General features: G+C 51.6%; 14 protein-coding genes. 8 read left to right on the top strand and 6 right to left on the bottom strand.

What is annotated here, in order from left to right; genetic code table 11:
• Positions 1-117: 117 nt before the first annotated feature.
• On the top strand, positions 118-2,778 hold the full coding sequence (mutS, locus tag GBK04_RS03755; protein ID WP_373331438.1) for a DNA mismatch repair protein MutS: 2,661 nt from the start codon (positions 118-120) through the stop codon (positions 2,776-2,778).
• A 44-nt stretch (positions 2,779-2,822) separates the two neighbouring features.
• On the opposite strand, the gene GBK04_RS03750 is transcribed toward mutS, so the two are convergent.
• The 3 genes from GBK04_RS03750 to GBK04_RS03740 all read right to left on the bottom strand — a co-directional run bounded on the left by GBK04_RS03750 (position 2,823) and on the right by GBK04_RS03740 (position 6,142).
• Positions 2,823-3,701, bottom strand: coding sequence for a sugar phosphate isomerase/epimerase family protein (locus GBK04_RS03750; RefSeq protein WP_152756972.1), 879 nt, complete (start codon positions 3,699-3,701; stop codon positions 2,823-2,825).
• A 174-nt stretch (positions 3,702-3,875) separates the two neighbouring features.
• On the bottom strand, positions 3,876-4,778 hold the full coding sequence (locus GBK04_RS03745) for a sugar phosphate isomerase/epimerase family protein (protein ID WP_152756971.1): 903 nt from the start codon (positions 4,776-4,778) through the stop codon (positions 3,876-3,878).
• Between the two features lie 80 nt (positions 4,779-4,858).
• Entirely contained in the window at positions 4,859-6,142 is a 1,284-nt protein-coding gene (locus GBK04_RS03740) for a Gfo/Idh/MocA family protein (protein WP_152756970.1), read from the bottom strand.
• Between the two features lie 244 nt (positions 6,143-6,386).
• On the opposite strand from GBK04_RS03740, the gene GBK04_RS03735 reads away from it, so the two are divergent.
• Positions 6,387-7,802, top strand: coding sequence for a T9SS type B sorting domain-containing protein (locus GBK04_RS03735; protein WP_152756968.1), 1,416 nt, complete (start codon positions 6,387-6,389; stop codon positions 7,800-7,802).
• Between the two features lie 27 nt (positions 7,803-7,829).
• On the opposite strand, the gene GBK04_RS03730 is transcribed toward GBK04_RS03735, so the two are convergent.
• Positions 7,830-8,525: a hypothetical protein gene (locus GBK04_RS03730; RefSeq protein WP_152756967.1), complete on the bottom strand. Its 696-nt coding sequence runs from the start codon at positions 8,523-8,525 to the stop codon at positions 7,830-7,832.
• 196 nt (positions 8,526-8,721) lie between these two features.
• Here GBK04_RS03730 and GBK04_RS03725 point away from each other — a divergent pair, with 196 nt between their 5' ends.
• Together GBK04_RS03725 and GBK04_RS03720 are read left to right on the top strand one after the other, a co-directional pair.
• Positions 8,722-9,252 (top strand): RNA methyltransferase, encoded by a 531-nt coding sequence (locus GBK04_RS03725; protein ID WP_152756965.1) that lies wholly within the window; start codon positions 8,722-8,724, stop codon positions 9,250-9,252.
• Positions 9,253-9,359: 107 nt separating this feature from the next.
• The gene (locus GBK04_RS03720) at positions 9,360-9,863 is read left to right on the top strand and encodes a hypothetical protein (RefSeq protein WP_373330688.1); all 504 of its coding nucleotides are present in this window, start codon (positions 9,360-9,362) and stop codon (positions 9,861-9,863) included.
• Between the two features lie 117 nt (positions 9,864-9,980).
• On the opposite strand, the gene GBK04_RS03715 is transcribed toward GBK04_RS03720, so the two are convergent.
• A complete protein-coding gene (locus GBK04_RS03715) occupies positions 9,981-10,637 on the bottom strand; it encodes a hypothetical protein (RefSeq protein WP_152756964.1) in 657 nt (218 codons plus the stop codon).
• An 86-nt stretch (positions 10,638-10,723) separates the two neighbouring features.
• Positions 10,724-11,593: a glycoside hydrolase family 16 protein gene (locus tag GBK04_RS03710; RefSeq protein ID WP_152756963.1), complete on the bottom strand. Its 870-nt coding sequence runs from the start codon at positions 11,591-11,593 to the stop codon at positions 10,724-10,726.
• Positions 11,594-11,631: 38 nt separating this feature from the next.
• Between GBK04_RS03710 and GBK04_RS03705 the strand changes: the two genes are divergently transcribed.
• The 4 genes from GBK04_RS03705 to GBK04_RS03690 all read left to right on the top strand — a co-directional run bounded on the left by GBK04_RS03705 (position 11,632) and on the right by GBK04_RS03690 (position 16,020).
• On the top strand, positions 11,632-12,636 hold the full coding sequence (locus tag GBK04_RS03705; RefSeq protein ID WP_152756962.1) for a GSCFA domain-containing protein: 1,005 nt from the start codon (positions 11,632-11,634) through the stop codon (positions 12,634-12,636).
• Between the two features lie 78 nt (positions 12,637-12,714).
• Complete coding sequence (locus GBK04_RS03700; RefSeq protein WP_152756960.1) at positions 12,715-13,821, top strand: Mrp/NBP35 family ATP-binding protein; 1,107 nt, start codon at positions 12,715-12,717, stop codon at positions 13,819-13,821.
• Between the two features lie 66 nt (positions 13,822-13,887).
• Positions 13,888-14,151 carry a NifU family protein gene (locus GBK04_RS03695; protein WP_152756959.1) on the top strand — a complete coding sequence of 88 codons (264 nt, stop codon included), beginning with the start codon at positions 13,888-13,890 and terminating at the stop codon, positions 14,149-14,151.
• 132 nt (positions 14,152-14,283) lie between these two features.
• The gene (locus GBK04_RS03690; protein WP_152756957.1) at positions 14,284-16,020 is read left to right on the top strand and encodes a D-alanine--D-alanine ligase family protein; all 1,737 of its coding nucleotides are present in this window, start codon (positions 14,284-14,286) and stop codon (positions 16,018-16,020) included.
• Positions 16,021-16,099 lie beyond the last annotated feature (79 nt).

The following is a 16,099-nucleotide window of genomic DNA, read 5'->3' as shown; positions in this document are numbered from 1 at the left end:
GTATCAGCACGTGTTTGCTACTAAAAGACTGGTAAACTCTCCCTTGCCAAACCATCCCAAAGCGTTAAATTTGTAGTTACGCGGGAAGAACTTTCCGCCCTTACTCCGTAAATACAAATTCCTTTGGCAAAGTCGGCAAAACGAGAAACTCCCCTTAACAAACAATACAACCAAATCAAGGCCAAGTACCCCGGCGCACTGCTGCTGTTCCGGGTCGGTGATTTTTACGAAACATTTGGCGAGGACGCCATCCGGGCGTCCAAGATACTGGGCATTGTCCTTACCCGCCGCAACAACGGCGGGGCGCATGAAGAACTGGCGGGTTTTCCGCATCATTCGCTGGATACCTACCTACCCAAGCTGGTACGGGCGGGTGAGCGCGTAGCCATCTGCGATCAGCTCGAAAACCCTGCCGAGGCCAAGGGCATCGTTAAGCGTGGCGTGACCGAACTGGTAACACCCGGCGTGTCGTACAACGATAACGTACTGGATGTGCGGCGCAATAATTACCTGGCGGCGGTGCATTTTGGCAAAGACGATCAACTGGGTCTTTCGCTGTTGGATATTTCAACGGGCGAGTTTCTGGCCGCACAGGGCAACGCGGGCTACGTCGACAAGATGTTGCAAAGCTTTTCGCCTGCAGAGGTACTTTTTTGCAAGAAAAACAAGAAAGAATTCGTCGAGCTTTTCGGCGACAAGTTCCACACCTTCACGCTGGAAGACTGGTGCTTTGGTGATGACTTTGCCTTCGAAAAACTCACTACGCACTTCCGTACTACTACCCTGAAAGGCTACGGCGTGGAACTGCTACCGCTGGGCGTCGTGTCAGCGGGCGTCATCATTCACTACCTGCTCGAAACCGAACATAAAGAAATTGGCCACGTGAGCCGCATCACGCGCCTGGAAGAGGATAAGTACGTCTGGCTCGATCGGTTTACGATTCGCAACCTCGAACTGGTTTTTCCGCAGCAGGAGGGAGGGGTACCTTTGATCCAAATCCTCGACCATACCGTGACTCCGATGGGCGCGCGGCTGCTCCGTAAATGGGTGGTACTGCCTTTGAAAGAAAAAACACCCATCCAGGAGCGGCTCGATACCGTGGAACTGTTGCTGCAACAGGAGGATTTGCACGAGCAGCTGCTGAACCACCTCAAACAGATCGGCGACCTCGAGCGACTGATTTCCAAGGTAGCCGTGCGGCGCATCAGTCCGCGTGAATTGGGGCAATTGAAGAAATCATTGCTGCAAATCGCGCCCATCAAAGAACTCCTGGGCAGCCGGGCAATTGTGCCAGCCCACGCAGTTGAAGAAACGGATATAAAATCTAAAAAATCGTCAAGTGTCCTTCGTAAGTACGCCGATCAGTTGAACCCCTGCTCGTTTCTTTTGGAAAAAATTGAAGCCGAGCTGCGGGAAGATGCGCCCATTCTGAGTACCCAGGGTGGGATGATCAAAAGCGGCGTGGATGCCGAACTCGACGAGCTGCATGAGATCGCATTCAAGGGAAAGGATTATTTGCTCAAAGTACAGCAGCGGGAAATTACCAATACGGGCATAAGTTCGTTGAAAGTGGCCTTCAATAAGGTGTTTGGCTATTACCTGGAGGTGAGCAATGCCCATAAGAACAAGGTACCCTCTAACTGGATTCGCAAGCAAACCCTCGTCAACGCCGAGCGCTACATCACGCCCGAGCTGAAAGAGTACGAAGAGAAAATTCTGAACGCCGAAGACCGGATTTTTGCCATCGAGTCGCGGATCTTCAATGACCTCATGACGGCCGCGACCGAGTACGTAGCGGCCATTCAGCAGAACGCCCGCATTGTATCGGTACTGGACGCGCTGGGTTCGTTTGCCACGGTGGCACGGAAAAATAATTACGTAAAACCCGTCATTACCGAAGGCAAGGAACTGGATATTAAAGACGGTCGCCACGCCGTGATCGAGCAGCAACTGCCACTTGGCGAGAGCTACGTACCCAACGACCTTTTCCTGGACGACGAAACCCAGCAGATCATTATCATCACTGGACCCAACATGGCGGGCAAGTCGGCACTGCTGCGGCAAACGGCTCTGATCGTACTGATGGCCCAGATGGGTAGCTTTGTACCGGCTAGTGCGGCTACTATTGGACTGGTGGATAAGGTATTTACGCGCGTGGGTGCCAGCGATAACCTGAGCCGGGGCGAGAGTACCTTCATGGTCGAGATGACCGAAACGGCCAGTATACTCAACAACCTCAGCGACCGCAGTCTGGTACTGATGGACGAAATCGGACGGGGTACCAGTACCTATGACGGCGTATCCATTGCCTGGGCCATCGCCGAGTACCTGCACACGCATCCGAACTTCAAGGCTAAAACGCTCTTTGCCACCCACTATCACGAACTGAACCAGCTGGCCGAGGATTTTCCCCGCATCAGGAATTTCAACGTGGCGGTGAAGGAGGTCGATAACAAGATCATTTTCCTGCGCAAACTCAAACCCGGCGGTAGTGCCCACAGCTTCGGCATCCACGTAGCTCAGATCGCCGGCATGCCGCAGTTGATCGTCCTCCGCGCCAGCGAGATTATGCAGCATCTGGAAAAAGACCACCTCACTGAGAAACGCGACCAGAAGGTAAAGGAAATGCCCAAGAACAATTTTCAGCTGAGCATCTTCGAACCGAACGACCCGCGCACGGAGGAGTTGAAGGAAAAGCTCTCGCTGATTGACGTCAATACGCTCTCACCCATTGAGGCGCTGTTGAAGCTGAATGAGTTGAAACGGCTGGTGGAGTAATGTAGAAGTGGTACGGGCTTCCGGCGGACCTACCACAACCACATCTACCCCTTCACCATTCCCTCAAAAATCTTTTTCTGATCCATCAACGCCGCTACTTTGTCCTTGGGATCGGTGCGACATTCGAGCAGGATCCAGCCTTTGTAATTAATATCCTTGAATAGATTCATCAATTTCTGGTAGGGGTAGTCGGAAGAATCCAATTCGCGCACGTGAACCGTATCGCCAAAACGGTCTTTCACGAGGTTGAAGTTGTATTCGAGCCCTTGCCCGATGAGGTCTTCGGGATTACAGTTCCAGCAGACAGCGGCGTTACGACTGGGACAATTGTCCATGATCGTCTTGATGTTAGGTAGTTCCTGGGTACCATTGCCGTGGACTTCCAGGCGGATTTTCTGGCCAAAGTCGGCGGCGTACTGGCCTAGCTCGCTCAGCGAACGGCCGATTTGTTCCAGGGTTTTTTCGTGGGGTACATCTTTATGAAACTGGTTGGGCTTCACCTTCACACCCGTGCCGCCGATGTCGGCGCTGAGTTTGATGAATTCCTTGGTACGATCCATGTTCGCTTTCAGCTTGGCCGGATTGGGCGAATCGTACTGCTCGTTGGTACCCATGCCCACAATTTGAACGGGGCTATCGGCAAACATTTTCTTAACCTCCATGCGGCGGGCTGCTGAAATATCAGGCATCACTTTGTGAGCATGTTCCACGCGTAATTCCACCCCATTGATGCCCGTTTTGGTGCAGTTCTCGATAATGGTAGGTACATCCCAATCCTTAGCCCAAAGGTAGGTGACCAGGCCCAGCTTCATTTTTGATTTTTTCACTAGATCAGTTTCGGCGAAAGAAAGGCCGGGGATGAGCGAAGCGGCTGCTAACAGGGATAGGTCTTGAAGGAATTCCTTGCGGGTACTGTGTTTCATCGGATAAGGGTTTTAGTCTGGTTGCAATAAAGGGCTAGAAAAAGGACGTCAAATTGGTCAAGGGTACCTTACAGCATCACAAAGAATAAATTCCTTCTTGTCTACCCGCACAAAAAAACGCTGACAGCCTTCAAAAGGCTGTCAGCGTTGAATTAAGGGAAAGAATAGACAAAATTACGCCGCAAATACCCGATCCATGCGTTCGCTGACATCGGCCAGCCGGGCACGGTCCCCGCCACTTACTTCGGCGGAAGCCCAACCCGAGTAGCCGATCTTGGCAAGTGCTTTATTGACTTCCGGCCAGTTGCAGTCATCTTCCATGATCTCCACATTGAAACCTTTCCAGATACCTTCGTCCGCCTGTTTTTTGCGGCTGTACCCCTTAATGTCCAGCTTCATAATACGTGGCCCCAGCACCTCGATCCAGTGTTCGGGCCAGCCATAGCGTACGATGTTTCCCACGTCGAAATACCAGCCTACCAGTGGGTGGTTGATTTCATCCACATAGCGGGCGGCTTCCAGCGGGCTGAGCAGGAAGTTGTTCCAGACGTTTTCGAGCGCAATTTTAACCCCCGTTTTCTCGGCCGTCGGAATTATTTTCCGAATCTCGGCTTGCGAACGTTCGTAGGCATCCTTGTAGCTGATGCCCGGATTGACCACTCCTGGTACCAGAAGTACCGTGGTACCCCCGTACATCTTGCAGTCGTTCAGCGCGGTTTTCATGGATTCCACGCAGATGGCGCGGGTTTTGGGGTCAGGATCTGACAAGGGAGATTTCCAGTGTACCGAGTTGACCATGCCGGGCAGTTCCAATCCGGTTTTGTCACGGGCGGCCAGAATCTCCTTGTGGTCAAGGGTATGGGGCGAGTCGAGTTCAACTCCGTCGTAACCAATCTCCTTCAACATTTTGAACTTGTCCATGATGGACATGTCGCCCTTGACCATGCCCCATTTCAGGCTTTTCTTGATCATGGGTCGGGCAGGAGGTACCCTGGTAGCATTGGCACCAGCCGTAACACCCAGTGTAATGGCTGAGGCGGCTAATGCGCTATTTTTCAAAAAATCTCTTCTTTCCATAGAAAGCTGTTGGCTACTGGCCTAGGGTTGCTAGCCTTATTGAATGTATAAAAAATCCGACTGAAGTGCAGTCATTCAAATCAGCTGAAGGGCGTGATACCTGGCTTGGCCACGACTACTTCGGGAGGAGTCATGCTGAAACTATTCACTTCGCCAGCCAGATCCTCCGTCGAGTTCATGGCATCTTCCCAAGTGATTTTTTTGCCGGTATAAGCCGCCATACGGCCCATGATGGCCAGCATGGTACTTTGCGACATCCACTCACCGTTGTTGATGGGCTTGCTGTTGCGGATGGAAGCGAAAAGCTCGTCGTGCTCGGTCTGGTACATGTCGTTGGCCTTGCCGCTGTATTTCCAGGGGTTGGCTCCCTCAATTTCGTGTACATTGCGCGAGCAATCGACCATGGCTTTGCCCTTGGTACCAAAGCTTTCCACCGCGTAGCTACGTTCGGTGTTGATCTGCTGGCGCGACATGTGAAAGCCTTTCACGCCGTTGGGGTACTCATATGTAATCGCGAAGTGATCGAAGATGTTACCAAACAGCGGGTCGACGCGTACCTGCCGCCCGCCCGTACCGACGGCACTGATGGGCAGTACATCGCCCAGCGCCCACGACATCATGTCGATGCTGTGCACGGCCTGCTCTACAATATGGTCGCCGGCCAGCCAGGTGTAGTACGTCCAGTTACGGAGTACGTACTCCATATCGGTCCAGCCCGGCTGACGCGGGAATGACCACAGGTTTTCGGTATTGTAAGTATTGTAAATCGCCATCACATCACCGATAGCGCCTTCGTTAATTTTGCCAAACGTAGCCCGCTTGGGCTCATGAAAACGCCAGCACAGGCCCGAGACCAGCGAAAGGTTTTTTTGCTTGGCCATTTTGGCGGCTTCGAGTACTTTTTTCAGACCGGGGGTATCCACCGCGACGGGTTTCTCGCAGAACACGTGCTTGCCCGCATTCACGGCGGCGGTCAGATGCTCGGGCCGGAAATGGGGCGGCGTTGTCAGGATGACCACATCCACACCCGAGTCGATTACCTTCTGGAAGGCGTCGAAGCCAATGAATTTATGGCCCTCGTCTACTTTTACCTTATCTCCTACGGCTTTGGTGAGGGCGTCCAGAGACATATCGAGGCGATCGCGGAAAATATCACCCATGGCGTGCAGTACTACATTGGGATCGGCATTCAGGGCTTGCTTGGCGGCGCCGGAGCCCCGGCCTCCACAGCCGATCAAGCCTACCTTTAGGGTTTCGCTGTTGACACCCGCAAAGGCACGGTTGGGTACAATGATAGACGGAAACGTGCTGCCCGTCAGGGCCACACCCGCTAGTTTCAGGATATCTCTGCGTGAAGTACTCATTGGACAAGGTTTTTGGAAATGAATGAATAAGTTAAACGAATCAGAAGGTAGAACTGAGCCGGTTAGTTAATAATACGGTCATACGACTCAAATATGCTACTATTTTTAAATTTTTTTTAATAAATAACGGATTCTTTTGTCGCTAAATCGAAAAAAAGCAACATCCACAGGATGAATCAGAATGAACACTAAGCGCTGAACTTTGTTAAACCACCATCCTGCACAGAATCCGCAGGACCATTGTATGAAAAGTCGGGTTTCCGTATATTCTTTGGTAGGTTGGGTACTTTTTTTGTGCCTGTGGGACAGGGACGCCCAGGGGCAGTGCCCGGCATCGCTGCCTGGCCTGAGTGCCTACGAGACCGGGGAAGCTACTCTTACGCTCAGTGGTTGCCTGCCGCTTTCTGTGGAAATCCACTCCGACTTGCCTGATGTGACTCATATCCGCACCCTTTTCGATTACCGGGGTGGCCCTATTGCCCCACAGAGCCTGACGCCGGATAGTGTCCACGTCTACCCCAAGCCTGGTACCTACACCATTGTGCAGTATGCAGAAAAAGATAGCCGCCAATGGGTTACCTGCCGAACTGTGGAGGTAATGGATACCCTGGCTCCCGAGGTTCGCGCCATTCCGTGTGCGAACGGGGGCGTCCAACTGGTATTCGATGCCAGGCAACCTACTGACTATCCTACCTACCAGGTCGACTGGGGGGATACCGAAATCAAGGGGTACCCTGGGTATGGAAAAAAAATAAACTATACCTACGCCGCTCCCCAAACGTATACCATTCGGGTACGGGGGGTACATACCCCAGGCCAGTGCCGGGGAGCTGTTACGCGCATTACGTTTGTGTCGCCCAAAACCCTCAATCCGCCTGCGATCACTGAGGCCCGGATGTTGGACCCGACGAAATTGGAACTGAAAGTGGAGAATTCGCTACCCACGGATCTGATTCTGCTGAAAGGGAATACACAGGGAGCTTTCGAAAAAACGGGCATCATCCTTGGCGAAAAGCAGGAAAAGGTAAGGACTGATCTTGAACGTCCTGACAAAATCTGTTTTCAACTACAACCGGCCGATTCGTGTCTGGCCCCCCTGCGTTCCCGGCCCGTCTGCGCGGCTGATTTTGAAGCCTCGGGTAAGCCGGATGCCAATACATTGTCCTGGAAAATTCCCGATCAGCCGCCCGGCAGTACGGCTTCGATCCAAAAGGATGGGGTACCTTGGAAGGATATTTCGGCGCTGGGCAGCGAGGCTTCGCTAGTAGACCGGGAGTTTGTGTGTGGGAATGCGGTGTGCTATCAACTGATTACCAAACACGACGGTTTTACATTTTATTCTTTAAAAGAATGTCTGACGGTACCCCTGGATCAGTGCGTGGCCCGGCCGCCTTTTTATATGCCCGATGCGTTTTCACCCAATGGGGACGGCATCAATGATGTATTCCTGGTGCAGGGCGTGGTTAGCTCGGATTTTGAGCTGTCGGTTTTCAATGCTTGGGGAACGGTGGTCTTCAGTACGAAAGATCCCGGTTCTGCGTGGGATGGTACTTACTTGGAACAAAAAGCTCCGGGGGGTAGCTATGCCTACGCGGTGCGATTCCGGGATGTGAGCGGCAGGTACCTTACAAAACGGGGGGTACTTTTATTAATTCGATAACGTATTTCTTATTTCAAGAAATAATGTTCAGTCCAGTCCCGCGCAGAATTCCAGCAGTTTTTGTAAGTCTTCAGCTTCATTGTAGCGTACGGTATGCTCCTGAAGGTAGTCGTTGATGGCAGCTTTATGCCTTGGGTATAGCTTAAGCACCGTTTTTCGGGAGGGAGCCAGCGAAAGGCCGTTCTGGTTGATAAGGTACAGTAAATCGCGGCGGGAGAATACGACATCGCCTTTCATTTCCAGCTTGGCAATGGCACCACTACCCGTTGGATACGAACTGTACGAATTGACTGACGAAAGGCTCGACGACTGCCCGTAAGCTACCTCTTTGTCGACATTGGCCACTTGCAGGGAATGGTGGAGAGCTAATTTTACTCCTCCGTAATCGGCCATGACATGCAAAGCGGTGCCGTTTTGGTCATAGGCAAATACGTCATTGTTGATGTTGATCTGCCGGACGGTCTGGACATTGGCCAGTGAAAGCGTATCGCCCGTAGGATTGATGAATTGAATTTCCCGAAGTAATAAATGGTAGTTGAGTGGCACCGTGTGGGTTTGCCCATTGCGTAGCTGCACTGCACCCGAGACAAACTTGGGATACAGGTAATTCGCTGCGGTAGGAAGTTTTTCTCCTGATTTGACCCGGATGGCTTCATTGGGCTGGGCACTTACTATGCCACCGGCCAAAACAATTGGAATGAAGAGTGCCAGAAGTTTTTTCATGGTTGTAAAATGCATTGGATATAAGGCAAATATACGGATATTTTATGAATGAATACCGGCTACCTTCGCTGATCATCTGCATGACAGGAACCTCCGGGGACTTCAAAATAGATTTGCCGTTTTTTTTGTGTGTGGATTAAATCGTAGGTTTGACCTGAGTTTGACGCATCAATCCAAGATCCTATCTCCCATTGCCATGCAAAAACGTTCAATGGAAGAGATGAACCGGCTTTCGGTGGACGAATTCAGGCAGGCCGAAAAGTTTCCTTTTGTCATTGTGCTGGAGAACATCCGTAGCCTCAACAACGTCGGTTCATTTTTTCGTACCGCTGACGCCTTTCGAGCCGAGACCATCTACCTGGGTGGCTATACGCCGTCGCCTCCGCACCGGGAAATTACCAAAAGCGCTCTGGGGGCCGAGCGGGCGGTGGCTTGGCAAAAAGTGAATGACACCCTGGAGCTGGTCCGAAATCTACGCGAAGAGGGGTATATTCTGGTGGCGGTAGAACAGACGCTGGACAGCGTACCTTTACATAAATTCCGACCAAAATACGCCGCAAAGTACGCCTTTGTGTTTGGCAATGAAGTAGAGGGAGTGAGCGAAGAGTTGCTGGCCGTTACCGATATGTGTGTGGAAATTCCGCAATTCGGCACCAAGCATTCGTTCAATGTATCGGTATCGGCCGGGATTGTGCTGTGGAAATTTGTGGAGGAAAACTTAACATAAAAATAACCCGAAATTTTTGTTCTTACGGAAAAATACGTAGGTATTTGTAGATTTTTTCATCCCAAAGCTTCCTTGCGAAGTAGTCCCATTCTACCAAAACGATCATCATGAAATCAAAAACCAAGAAACTAACGACTGAAATTGCCTCGACGCTGGAAGAAAAGCTGAAATCGCTAACGACCGAGTCGAAAAAATTGAAAAAGTCGGTTGAGAAAACGGCCGAGAAGCTTGCGAAGAAAGTGGCCAAACTTGTGAAAAAGGAAGAGAAGAAAGCCGGAAAGGCAACCAAAAAGGTACAGAAAAAAGCCGAAGACAAACAAAAGAAAGTAGCAAATAAGACTAAGAAAAACGCCACCAAAGCCGACAAGAATGCCGCTCGGGCTGCCGCGAAAAAGGCCAAATCGGCGAGCGATACCGTTTCGACAGTAACCGGCCAGGCAGCACCGCCGGCCCCTTCAAAACCCACTCCCGCCCCCCGGTCCCGTCCTAGCCGTGCCCGTAAACCGGCGGCAGCTACATCGACCACTACCGGGAAGGCCGCCGTGCCGGCTACCCGCAAAACAACCGCGTCTAAAACCACGGAGGCTGATAGTACCAACGGAAAATCCTAGAATAGGCGATATAGGTTTTGAAGCAATGCAGGCCCCTCGGCGGTCTGCATTGTTCGTTTTGGAACATGCTTGCGCGGGTAGAAAAGTTGTGGTCCCTATACCAATTAGTACGAGTGTTTAAAAGAGGCTACCTCCCAGGGGCTTTGATAAAAGCCAAATCACCAGCATAACCAGGCCCAATGCCATAATCCAGCGACCGTGCCTACGGTCGCTGGCCTGGTACATGTAGATGCGTTGGCCATTGGGGAGAGTTTTGCGGGCGGTCAGCATATGCCAGCCCATGAAGATGCCGACCACTCCACCCAAAATCGCAAAAAAGTAGGCTACCCACAGGCTATTCGTTTGTTTCTCTTCGGGTTGCGCCAACTCCTGCAGGCGGGATTTTTTTAGTAAGTCCAGCATCTTGGCATCAATTTCGATGCCCCGCTCGCCCAGAATCCGCCGGGCCAGTTGATAGTCGAAAGCCGACCACTCATCGGGGCTGGCCAGAATGTCGAAAAGTTCTTCGTCTTTGAAATCAAACAGATAGTGCTCATCACTGGCGTGTAGGACAGCCTGAGCGGCCAGCTCGTTCATCAATTCGGAAACCTTTGAAAAATGGTGGGCCTGCACTTTAACGATAAATTCGGGAGCCAGAGTCACCATGCTGATCGGGTCGATGCGCTGCCGGTACTCTTCGGTCAGGTAGGGGATATCGTGGGTTTGCAGTACATTCAGTAATTCTATGTACTGTGCTTCCTGACTGAAATGCCTGATTGTCAAAAATTCCTGCATAGCTATCTTAGCCGAACAATTTTTTCTACCTTCTTCTTTATTCCCCGTGTCTCAATCTCACAAATGGGTGCTGCAACACAAGGATTTCACTTCTTCTCCACCAACTCATATACCCGCACATAATCCACAATCATGCTTTGCGGGAAAATATTTTCGTCCACTCCCTTTTGACCACCCCAATTACCCCCTACGGCGATATTGAGCAACAGAAACTGCTTGCGGTCGAAGGGCCATTGTGTCCAGTTGTAGCCAGAATTCCGTTCAAACCGAAAGTATTCCTTACCATCCACCGCGAAAGCCATGTAGTCGGGCTTCCACTCACAGGAGTACACATGGAATTCCGTGGAAGCGGTCGGAACGATGATATTGTTTCCTTTATTGGTACCAATGGAATGATTGAAAGCTTTGGTGTGGATGTTAGCATGCACGTTATTTTGGTCAAAGCCCACGTGTTCCATGATGTCGATCTCGCCATTGTCGGGCCAGTACTGCGTACCGTAGTTACTATCCGAGGCCAGCATCCAGATGGCTGGCCAGGTACCTACCCCCGTCGGAAGCTTGGCTTTTACCTCGATTTTGCCATACAGGAAGTCGCCTTTGCCTTTTGTGAGTAGCCGGGCGGAGGAAAACTGCCGGTTGCCGGAGGTCTCTTTGCGAGCCGTAATTACGAGATGACCATCCTTCACCTGGGCGTTTTCCAAATTGTTGGTGTAGTTTTGCAGTTCGTTGTTACCCCATCCACTGCCGCCCAACTCATAGCCCCACTTGGCTGGGTCGGGCTTTCCGCTGTACTCGAATTCATCCTGCCACGTGGGCGTGTCGCTGAATGTATATTCCTTGGGAGAAGTCGGTGGCGTCGGAGTGGAGACTGCCGGCGCGGGTGTGGTTCCTTCTTTCTGCTGACAGGCGGCGTAGACATTCAGGGAGAAAATCAACAGGAGGGCTAGGGGGCGCATAGGAATCTAGTTTGTTCGAAAAGTTAAATTCAAAGTTAATGAAGTCCTTACATATTCGCACCGAAGTACCTGTAAATCCATCGGACTGGAAAATCGACTACCAAACACCCGTGCTTACGGTGGGATCTTGCTTCGCTGAGGTACTGGGCAGTCAACTCTCCGAGTATAAACTGCCGGTCCTGAACAATCCATTCGGCACGGTATTCAATCCCTATTCTATTGCCAAGTTACTGACGATGGCACTGGAAGGTACCCCTCCCAATGAAGAACTTTACGTCCAGAACGCCGACGGAATCTGGCTGCATTATGATTTTCACTCTACTTTCTGGGCGGATAGTCGCGAAGCCCTGGAAGAGCAATTGAAGGGTACCCTGGCCCGGGTCCGGGATTTTTTGAATACCTCCGAAGTACTGGTGGTTACGTTTGGTACCGCCTATGTGTACCGTTATAAGAAGAACCTGTCGCTCGTGTCCAATTGCCACAAAACGCCCCAAAATGAATTTGTGAAAGAGCTATTGGGCTACGAGCAACTGCTGAACTTGTGGAGCAATGTACTTCGCGCGCTGAAACATACCCGTAAAGTGATCCTAACCGTCAGCCCGGTACGGCATACCCGCGATACGCTGCCGCTCAATCAGGTCAGCAAATCGGTGCTGCGGCTGCTCTGCCACCGCCTGACCGAGCAGCATGCGAATGTGAGCTACTTCCCCAGCTACGAAATGATGCTGGACGATCTGCGCGACTACCGTTTTTATGAAGATGACCTGATTCATCCCAGTACCTGGGCCGAAGAGTATATTTTTCAAAAATTTGCGGAAAGCTACCTGGACTCATCGGTTCGGGAAGGGCTGGAAGAGTGGGACAAAGTGCGGAAGATGATGGCGCACCGGCCCCAGCACGGGTTGACCGAAAGCTACCGGCTACTTTTGATCAACGTAAAAAGTCGTCTGGAAAAAATGGCCGAAACCCTGCCTGTATCCCCGGAAATGAAACAAATCGAAGATAAGCTTCGTGAATTTCCAGGCCAGACCAAAACTCAATAGGAAATAAACGTGTTACCTTTTTGGAACATTTAACCCTCATCGCTTACCAGATAAAGTCCGTAGCGCAGAAGAAGTACCATGGGAGAATTTACAATCAATAAAGAGAAGGTTTTACAGGCACTGAGCACCGTACAGGAACCGGATTTGAAAAAAGACCTGGTGACGCTGGGCATGATTCGGGACATCGAGGTGGGTGTCAACCAGGTGAGTTTTACGGTGGTACTTACCACCCCCGCCTGTCCGCTCAAAGAGCTCATCCGCAGGAGTTGCGTGGAGGCAATCCACACTCAACTTTCTTCTGACATCGATGTGAAAGTCAATCTCACGGCCGACGTTACCTCCACCCGCAGCGGGGCTTCGGTGATTCCGGGCGTGAAAAACGTGATTGCCATTGCTTCGGGCAAGGGCGGGGTAGGTAAATCGACCGTGACGGCCAACCTGGCCCTGGCACTGCACCGCTCAGGTGCCAAAGTGGGGATTATTGATGCCGATATTTACGGTCCATCCATCCCCGTCATGTTTGGTGCCGAAGACCTGCAACCGACCATTACGCCCAAAGACGGCAAGAACTACATCAATCCGATCCGGCAGTACGGCATCAAAATGATTTCCATTGGTTTCCTGACGCCCCCGGATAGCGCCGTGGTGTGGCGGGGCCCGATGGCGAGCCAGGCGCTGAAACAGTTTTTTGGCGATACCGACTGGGGCGAATTGGATTATCTGCTGATCGACCTACCGCCCGGCACGAGCGACATTCACCTCACGCTGGTCCAGACAGTACCCGTCACGGGAGCCGTGATCGTGACCACGCCCCAAAAGGTAGCCCTGGCCGACGCCAATAAAGGACTGGCCATGTTCCGGCAGCCGCAGATCAACGTACCCATTCTGGGCGTTATAGAAAACATGGCCTACTTTACGCCCGCCGAACTACCCGACAACAAGTATTACATCTTCGGACAGGGTGGGGGTGTGAAGTTGGCCGAACGCTATCAGGTACCTTTCCTGGGGCAGATTCCACTGGTGCAGAGCATCCGCGAAGCGGGCGACGAAGGCCGCCCGGCGGTAATGAATACCGAATCGGTGGGCACGGAGGCATTTCGTGATGCGGCCGAAGCCCTGGCGCAGCAGGTGGCGATCCGCAACGCCGGCCTGGAAAAAACCAAGGTAGTGGAGATGCGGGTTTAAGGAACCGATCGGTCAAAAGTTTGATTTTTAGAGAAAAAAGTGCATTTTAGCGCATATTTATACCCCATGATCACAGAAGAAAGAAACAAGATTGAAGGCCTGATCGAAAACGCGCTTGACTCCGTACGTCCCTACCTGGAGGCCGACGGTGGTAATGTGAAGCTGGCTGAAGTAACAGACGACCTCATTGTCCGTCTAGAATTGATGGGATCGTGCCAAACCTGTCCCATGAATGCCATGACCTTCCGCGCCGGTCTGGAAGAGTCCATTCGCAAGGCTGTACCGAATGTACTACGCGTGGAAGCCGTCAATGTACCCAGCCTGGTCTAGGTGAAAATAACCGATGGAAACGGGGTCGCCCGGGCGATGGAAATTAATTTCCATCGCCCGGGCGACCCCGTTTCACTTTTCTATTAAAAATCTCCCCTTATCTTGCGGTTTCGTTACTAATCAACGCAAACCATGCGCATTGGCATTTTTTTCGGGGGACCGTCCCGCGAGCGCGAGATTTCCTTCGCCGGGGGCAAAACTGCTTTTGAACATCTCGACAAAACCATTTTTGAGCCCGTTCCCATTTTTGTGGATAGCTTCGGACGTTTCATCAAGGTTCAGACCGAGGTACTTTATCAAAAAGAAATCCGCGACTTCTTTCCACAGGCTACCTATCAAAAGGAAGGATACCGTCTCTACGCGGAGTCGTATCCGGAGTTAGCCACAGCGGACTTGCCCGCAGAGGTAGGCGAACTTCTCATTCCTCAGGATTTCAAGCACCATTTCGACTTTGCTTTTCTAGCCATGCACGGCCCCGACTGTGAAGATGGAGCCATCCAGGGCCTTCTGGAATGGTACCGCATTCCGTACAGCGGTCCGGGGCTAATGGGCTCAGCGGTGGGAATCGACAAAATCCTGCAAAATGAAATGATTGCCCTCGCCAACGGCCAGCAGAAAAAAATGGGGGTACTTACGTATGCGGATTGGCAAAGCCGGAATCGGGAAGAAGTATTCGAAGAAATAAAGAACGAACTGGGTATCCCGATCGTGGTGAAAGCTCCGCACCAGGGATCGAGCATCGGGGTAGCCATCGTGCAGAAAGATGATTTTTCTTCATTCGTGCAGGCCATCAATCAATGCTTTTTCCAACTGGAATTATCCGCAGACGAATGGGCGGATCTTACAAAAACCGATAAACAGAATTGGGCGCAGCGCCTGGCCAATCTGGACGAAGGGATCGGCTTTCCAGTAATAGTCGAGGGTAAGGAAATCTTCCATCCCGACGCATTGATAGAGCTTCTTGATCATAGTTTTGCCCAGGTTAAAAACCGAGTCACCATATCCAGCAGCAATGCTGAAGATCAGGTACTGCTGGAAACCTTCGTACGCGGACAGGAGTTTTCGTGCGGTTGTCTGCAACTCGACGAGGGTACCCCCCTGGCACTGCCTCCGACGGAAGTGATCAAGGTCGTAGAGGTTTTTGACTTTAACTCAAAATATAAGCCTGGGGCTACCCGGAAACGCATTCCGGTCGATACATCCCAGGAAAATAATCAAAAAATCCGGCAGAACATAGCCACGGTGTTCGGGCGTTTAGGCATCAACGTTTGCGCCCGGATCGACGGTTTCCTGACCCCTGAGGGTACCGTATTGCTTCACGATCCCAACACCATTCCGGGCATGTCGCCTACCTCGCTCATCTTTAAGCAGATGGCTGAGATTGGTCTGAACGTGACGCAGGCGCTTACCTATTTCATCCGGCAATCCATCCGCGAACGCATTCGGACGGGTAAAGGTACCTGGACTTTGCGGCAGCAATTGACCGCCCTGGACAAGAAAATAAAGGCGGGCGCCGAGCGGACTTTGCCCCGGCAGGGGCTGCTGGTCAAAGCCAACGATGCGGGTTATAAGCAGGCCCAACGCGAATTCGGCCTGATTTGTGCGGGAGGTACCCATGAAGCCGTGCCCGTGCTGGAAATCAGTTCCGGGGAATATTTCCGGTTGCCGGTACAACTCATGTTCAAGGAATACGTGGAGGATGTGATCCGGGAGTGCGGGCGTGAACGTGACCCTGTACTGGTGCAAACCGCTCGGGAGGGTGATTCACTCACAGCCTTTTACGCCGGAAAGGTCGACTATTCAGTCAAACGGGTGGTTTCTCTGGATGGTATCGAAAACATAGAAAGTTGGACAATTTTGGGTGATTAGAATTTGTTCACGCTTTATTTCACCAATTCAGTAACAATCCCTTCGCAAAACCTCTTTATTTGTGAACTTCAAAAGTTTA

The organism is Salmonirosea aquatica, assembly GCF_009296315.1.
In the GTDB taxonomy this organism is placed as follows: domain Bacteria; phylum Bacteroidota; class Bacteroidia; order Cytophagales; family Spirosomataceae; genus Salmonirosea; species Salmonirosea aquatica.
The sequence above is the reverse complement of the archived record's forward strand: the minus strand, read 5'-3'. Positions and strand labels throughout refer to the sequence as shown.